This is a genomic window from Micropruina sp., from assembly GCF_047606365.1.
In the GTDB taxonomy this organism is placed as follows: Bacteria; Actinomycetota; Actinomycetes; order Propionibacteriales; family Propionibacteriaceae; genus Micropruina.
The window spans coordinates 1-6625 of sequence record NZ_JASGEN010000076.1; the positions used below are offsets into that span (position 1 = coordinate 1).

The window sequence follows — 6625 nt, forward strand, 5'->3', positions numbered from 1 at the left end:
CGCCGCGGGCGAGGCGTCCGGCACCTGGCGGGTCGATCCTCCCGGCGGCTCGCTGCTCGTCGATCTCGATCCGGCCGGTGCCCGGCTGACCGGTCCCGCGGTCATCGTCGCGCGTGGCACAGTGAACCTGTGACGCATCCGAGCTACGACGACGCCGACGATCCCGAGATCGGCGACTTCGACGGTGATCAACTCGACCTGGCCGAGCGGCTGTCGCTGCGCCGGGTCGCCGGCATGTCCACCCAGCTGGCCGACATCACCGAGGTCGAGTACCGCGATCTGCAGCTGGAACGGGTGGTGCTGGTCAGCGTCTGGGCGACCGGCACCGTCACCGACGCCGAGAACTCGGTGGCGGAACTGAAACTGCTCGCCGAAACCGCCGGCTCGGAGGTGTTGGAGGCACTCGTCCAGCGCCGCAGCCATCCCGACCCCGCGACTTTCATCGGACGCGGCAAGGTGGACGAACTGCGTGAGGTGGTGATCGCCACTGGCGCCGACACGGTGATCTGCGACGGCGAACTCGAGCCCGCCCAGCTGCGCAACCTGGAGGACCGGGTCGGGGTCAAGGTCATCGACCGCACCGCCCTGATCCTGGACATCTTCGCCCAGCACGCCAAGAGCGCCGAGGGCAAGGCCCAGGTCGAGCTGGCCCAGCTGCAGTACCTGCGGCAGCGGCTGCGCGGCTGGGGCGGCAACCTGTCCCGGCAGGCCGGTGGACGCGCCGCGGGTGGTGCCGGCATCGGTGGCCGCGGCCCCGGTGAGACCAAGATCGAAACCGATCGCCGCCGGATCCGGACCCGGATCTCGGTGCTCCGCAAGCGGCTGCGCGAGATGGACGAGGTGCGCGCCACCAAGCGGCAGGAGCGGCAGCGCAACGAGATCCCGTCGGTGGCCATCGTCGGCTACACCAACGCCGGCAAGTCGTCTCTGCTGAACCGGCTCACCGGTGCCGGCGTGCTGGTCGAGAACGCCCTGTTCGCCACCCTGGATCCCACCACCCGGCGGGCCGAGAGCACCGACGGCCGGGTCTTCACGCTGACCGACACCGTCGGCTTCGTCCGGCATCTGCCGCACGACCTGGTCGAGGCGTTCCGCTCCACCCTGGAGGAGTCGGTGCTGGCCGATCTGCTGCTGCACGTGGTGGACGGCTCCGACCCCGACCCGGAGGGCCAGATCAAGGCCGTGCGTACCGTGCTCGCTGAGATCGGCGCCGGGAACATCGCCGAGCAGCTGGTGATCAACAAGATCGATCGAGCGGACGCCACCACGCTGGCGGGTCTGCGCACCCGATACCCGGACGCCGTCTTCGTGTCGGCCCGCACCGGTGAGGGGATCGACGATCTCACCCGGCGGGTGGAGGAGCGGCTGCCGCGTCCGGCGGTCGAGGTCACCGCCCTGGTGCCCTACGCCCGCGGCGACCTGATCGACAAGATCCACACCAGCGGCGAGATCATGACCCTGGAACACACCGCCGACGGCACCGCGGTCACTGCCCGGGTGAACCGGGGACTGGCGGGAGAACTCGCCCCCTTCGCTCGCTGACCCGGATCGGTTTCGACCCCTGCTGGTCGAGCTTGTCGAGACCCTTTTCACCGACCGCCCGTCGTTCACCGAGCCTGTCGGTCGCGGGCGGTAAGTTGAACCAATGCCCGAGACCGACCTGACCGAAGCGATCCTCGGCGCAGCGGTCGAGGGCATCGCGGGCGCTCAGCGTCCGGGCCAGCACGAGATGGCGTCCGCGGTCGCCGAGACGCTGGCCGGGGGAGACCACCTCCTCGTCCAGGCCGGCACCGGCACGGGCAAGTCGCTCGGCTATCTGGCGCCGGCCCTGGCCCGCCTCGTCCAGTCGCCGAGCGAGCGAATCGTGATCGCCACCGCGACCCTCGCCCTGCAGTCGCAGCTGGCCCACAAGGACATTCCCGCCGCCCTGGAGGCCTGCAAGCGGGTCACCGGCAAACGGGTCAGCCACGCGGTGCTGAAGGGTCGCACCAACTACGCCTGCCTGTACCGGGTCCGCGACAGCCTCGGCTCCGAACAGGAGAGCCTGCTCGGCGGCAGCGAACTGGCCGAAGCGCTGACGGCGGTGGCGACCGACGCGAACTCCAAGGTCGGCGCCGAAGTGGTGGCGCTGCGGGAATGGGTGGAACAGCAGGCCGAATCCAAGGGCGCAGCCGACCGCGACGACGCCCCGACCCACACCGGGCCGGCCTGGGCACAGGTGTCGATCCCGGTCCGGGAATGCCTCGGCGCCCAGCGTTGCCCCTACGGCTCGGAGTGCTTCGTCGAACGCTCCCGCGACCAGGCCCGGACGTCGCAGCTGGTGGTCACCAACCACGCCCTGCTGGCGATCGACGCGATGCACGGCGGCACCGTCCTTCCCGAGCATGACGCGGTGATCGTCGACGAGGCGCACGAACTGGTCAGCCGGGTCACCGGCGCAGCCTCGCACGAACTCAGCCCGCAACTGATCGAACGGGTCGGACGCCGCTGCCTGCCCTGGCTCGACGACGATGTCGCCCTGGAGTTCCTGGACGCCGGCGAGGCGCTGCGGGCCGCCCTGGACGACGCGCCGCTGGCCCGCATCGAGGACGCCGAAGGCCCGCTCGCCGACACCCTGCAACTGGTCCGCAATGTGGCCCGCCGGGTGGTCTCGGGCATGTCCGGCGGCGACGACTCCGACAACGAGCGCAAACAGGCGGCCGCCGCGGCCAAGGAGGTTTTCGACATCGCCGAACAGATGGCGGCGCTGGCCACGCACGACGTGATCTGGGTGTCCGAGCGGGAGCGGTTCGGCAGGCAGCTGAACCAGGCTCCGCTGTCGGTGGCCGGCCTGATGCGTGAGGGCATCTTCGCCAAGCGGCCGGCGGTGCTCACTTCGGCCACCCTGTCGATCGGCGGCAACTTCGATGCGGTCGCCGCCTCGGTCGGCCTCACCGAGCCGTACTCCCGCGACCGCGACGAGGACGGAGATGACGACGGCGAACCGGAGCGGCCCCGCTGGCGAGGGCTCGATGTCGGTTCGCCCTTCGACTACCGGCGCCAAGGAATTCTCTATGTGGCGAAAACGCTGCCGCCCCCGACCCGGGAAGGGATCGCTCCGGCCACTCTCGCCGAGGTGGCCGAACTGGTTTGGGCGGCCGGCGGTCGCACGCTGGGGTTGTTCGCCTCACAGCGCGCCGCCGAGGCTGCCGCGACCTACTGCCGCCGTGAGCTGCCCGACCAGGAGATCCTCTGTCAGGGCGACGCCCAACTCGGTGAGCTCACCCGCACCTTCGTGGCGAACCCGCAGACCAGCCTGTTCGGCACGTTGTCGCTGTGGCAGGGCGTCGACGTCCCCGGGGACACCTGCGAGCTGGTGATCATCGACAAGATTCCGTTCCCGCGTCCCGACGAGCCGCTGATGCAGGCCCGGCAGCGCGCGGTGGCCGACCGCGGCGGCAACGGGTTCATGGCCGTGGCAGCCACCCATGCCGCCCTGCTGCTGGCCCAGGGCTCCGGACGGCTGATCCGCCGACTCAGCGACAAGGGTGTGGTGGCGGTGCTCGACCCGCGGCTGATCACCGCCCGGTACGGCAGCTACCTGCGGGCGTCCATGCCGGACTTCTGGATGACCACCGACCGGGAGACCGCGATCGGGGCACTGCGGCGACTTCAGGACACTCGGACGGCGAGCTGAGCCGGGTGCGTCCGACAATGACGTCCATGACTTCGATCGGACGCCGCGACCTGTTCTCCCTCGGCTCGGGAATCACGGTGGCGCTGCTCGCCGCCGGTTGTGGCGCGGGACCTGTCGACCCGACACCGTCACCGTCGACGTCGCCGACCGGACGCGAGCCGTACCTGACCATCGTGCAGGGGACGGTCGGCACCCTCGGCTCGGCCCGCGTCGGTTACGTCAACCGGCTGGAGGGCGTCGATCAGGTCTCCATCTGGCGCGATGGCAACGACGAGTCGGGTTTCGGGTCGACGGTGAGCCTGCGCGACGGTGACCGGGCATTCATCGGCGGTGAATGCTGGGCGATGAGCCGGCTGGCATCCGCCTACGGCCGGGCCAGGATCGGGTTCGACCCGGTGCTGACCAAGGTCAAGTCACCAGCCTCCGAGGCGGGCCTGATCTACCTTCCGGCGGGCCCGGAGGACACCGGGACATCGGCGAGGATCGGCACCGGGAACCGGATGGCGGTGGTGGAGCTGACCGCCCGCTCGGCGGTGATCCGGCATTGGCCGGGCCTGTCCAAACCGGGGGAGGCGGGCGTCCTGCTGCCGGTCAAGGCCGGATCGAAGATCAAGCTCGGCCGGGTCACCCTGACGGTCACCGGCTTCCAGCCGTCCCTGGACCGACTGCGCGGTTATGTGGTCGTTCGGACCGCCACGAGCTGAGTTCCCTCGTCGATCACCGGTGGTTGAGCTTGTCGAAACCCTCGCCAGGATCTCGACAAGCTCGATCGACGGTGGTTGAGCTTGTCGAACCTCATTAGGTACTTCTCAGGGCGTCGTCGGCAGGGTCATGATCTCGGCGCCGGTCTTGGTGATCGCGATGGTGTGCTCGCTGTGTGCGGTCCGGCAGCCGGTCGCGCTGCGCAGCGTCCAGCCGTCGGCATCGGTGACCAGTTCCGCCGTGTCCGTCATCACCCAGGGTTCCAGCGCCAGCAGCAGGCCGGGCCGCAGCCGATAGCCGCGGCCGGGCCGTCCGGTGTTCGACACATGCGGATCCTGGTGCATCGTCGAACCGATGCCGTGCCCGCCGAAGTCGGTGTTGATCGGATAGCCGGCCTCGGTGAGCACACTGCCGATGGCGTGGGAGATATCGCCGAGCCGAGCACCGGGGCCCGCCGCCGCGATCCCGGCATCGAGCGCACGCTGGGTGGCATCGATCAGCGCGACGCTCTCGGCCGGTCGCGCCTGCCCGACGATGAAACTGATCGCGGAGTCCGCGGCGACACCGCCCTTGACGACGGCGAGATCGAGGGTCAGCAGGTCGCCGTCGGCGAGCGTCCGGTCGTGCGGCAGGCCGTGCAGCACCGCATCGTTGACGGCGGTGCAGATGTAGTGGCCGAACGGTCCGCGTCCGAACGACGGTGCATAGTCGACGTAGCACGACTGCGCACCCGCGCCCAGGATCATCTCCTTGGCCCACCGGTCGATGTCGAGCAGGTTCGTGCCGACGGTGCAGCGGGACTTCAAAGCCTGCAGGGTGTTGGCCGCGATGGCTCCGGTTGCTCTGGCCTGGGTGAGCCGAGCCGGGCTCAAGATCTCGATCATGCAATGCCTCTTCTGGCTGGCGTCCAATAACTATCCCGGCCATGTTATACCGGTATTAGAATCACGGACATGGTTCGGTTGCCGCTGAGTCCCGCCGAGATCGAGCGCGGACGCCGCTTGGGTTCGCTGCTGCGCAAGGCGCGGGGAGATCGCTCCATGCTCGAGGTCGCGCTGGACGCCGCCGTCTCGCCCGAGACCCTCCGCAAGATCGAGTCCGGACGGGTGGCAACTCCGTCCTTCCCGACCATCGCCGCCATCGCCGATGTCCTCGGCCTCTCGCTGGATGCGATCTGGGCCCAGGTCGGACCGGCCGAGAGTGAGTCGGACGCGACCACTCGCCGATCCGGCCAGCGGCTCGCCTCTTAGGGACGCGCCGACCCGCTGGTCGAGGCTGCTCAGACCCGGCGCAGGACCGCGACCACCTTGCCCAGGATCGAGGCCTGATTGCCGTCGATGGGCGAGTAGGCCGGATTGTGCGGCAGCAGCCACACCTGCCCGTCGGTGCGCTTGAAGGTCTTCACCGTCGCCTCGTCTTCGAGCAACGCCGCCACGATGTCGCCGTTGTTGGCGGACGGCTGCTGCCGCACCACCACGAAGTCGCCGTCGCAGATCGCGGCCTCGATCATCGAATCGCCCTTGACCTCGAGCAGGAACAGCGTGCCCTCGCCGACCAGCTGCTTGGGCAGCGGGAACACATCTTCCACGCGCTCTTCGGCCAGGATCGGACCGCCGGCCGCGATCCGGCCGACCACGGGCACGTTCACCGCCTCGGGCAGGGCCTCGCCGATGTCCGTGACGTCGACGACATCATGCTCGGGTTCAACTGCCGGTTCGGTCTTCGACAGTGACTCCGGCAGCCGCACCTCCATCGCGCGGGGGCGGTTCGGGTCGCGACGCAAGTAGCCCTTCGCCTCGAGCGCGCGCAACTGGTGCGACACGCTGGACGGCGACGCCAGCCCGGCCGCCTCGCCGATCTCGCGGATCGTCGGCGGGTAGCCCCGGGTGCTCACCGCCAGGTGAATCAATTCCAGGATGCGCCGCTGCCGAGGGGTGAGGCCCTCGACGTCGGCAGGCCCGTCGGGAAGCTGAGTGATCTTGGCCATCTCGAGCTGCTGGGCCACCTCAGCGTTGCTGGGGCGCCCCACGCTCATTTTCGGTGGTTGCTTGGGTGGGCGGCCACGCCGCGGTGTCTTGTCGAACGGATTCCTGCCAGCCATGGGCACAGAGTAGGCCACGACGCGCGTCATTCATACGTTTGTTCGAGCGTGTCGCCGAAGTCGCCGGCACTCGTGCCCCATATCCGGGGGCGGCTCTGATCGGAGCTGGCGGCGCCCGTGGGCGGGGCTCGCGAGAGGTGCTCGCG

The 6625-nt window shown here is 69.6% G+C and carries 6 protein-coding genes; 4 read left to right on the forward strand and 2 right to left on the reverse strand.

Annotated features, from left to right (window positions below; genetic code table 11):
• Positions 1 to 129 precede the first annotated feature (129 nt).
• The 3 genes from hflX to QM624_RS08755 all read left to right on the forward strand — a co-directional run bounded on the left by hflX (position 130) and on the right by QM624_RS08755 (position 4380).
• Positions 130 to 1542, forward strand: coding sequence for a GTPase HflX (gene hflX, locus QM624_RS08745; RefSeq protein ID WP_415090862.1), 1413 nt, complete (start codon positions 130 to 132; stop codon positions 1540 to 1542).
• 103 nt (positions 1543 to 1645) lie between these two features.
• Positions 1646 to 3676, forward strand: coding sequence for an ATP-dependent DNA helicase (locus QM624_RS08750; RefSeq protein ID WP_415090864.1), 2031 nt, complete (start codon positions 1646 to 1648; stop codon positions 3674 to 3676).
• 26 nt (positions 3677 to 3702) lie between these two features.
• A complete protein-coding gene (locus tag QM624_RS08755) occupies positions 3703 to 4380 on the forward strand; it encodes a hypothetical protein (protein ID WP_415090866.1) in 678 nt (225 codons plus the stop codon).
• 105 nt (positions 4381 to 4485) lie between these two features.
• Here QM624_RS08755 and map read toward each other — a convergent pair whose 3' ends face one another.
• Positions 4486 to 5262 (reverse strand): type I methionyl aminopeptidase, encoded by a 777-nt coding sequence (gene map, locus QM624_RS08760; RefSeq protein ID WP_415090868.1) that lies wholly within the window; start codon positions 5260 to 5262, stop codon positions 4486 to 4488.
• A 69-nt stretch (positions 5263 to 5331) separates the two neighbouring features.
• Between map and QM624_RS08765 the strand changes: the two genes are divergently transcribed.
• The gene (locus QM624_RS08765) at positions 5332 to 5628 is read left to right on the forward strand and encodes a helix-turn-helix transcriptional regulator (protein WP_415090870.1); all 297 of its coding nucleotides are present in this window, start codon (positions 5332 to 5334) and stop codon (positions 5626 to 5628) included.
• Positions 5629 to 5657: 29 nt separating this feature from the next.
• Here QM624_RS08765 and lexA read toward each other — a convergent pair whose 3' ends face one another.
• Positions 5658 to 6413 carry a transcriptional repressor LexA gene (lexA, locus tag QM624_RS08770; protein WP_415090872.1) on the reverse strand — a complete coding sequence of 252 codons (756 nt, stop codon included), beginning with the start codon at positions 6411 to 6413 and terminating at the stop codon, positions 5658 to 5660.
• Positions 6414 to 6625: the final 212 nt, after the last annotated feature.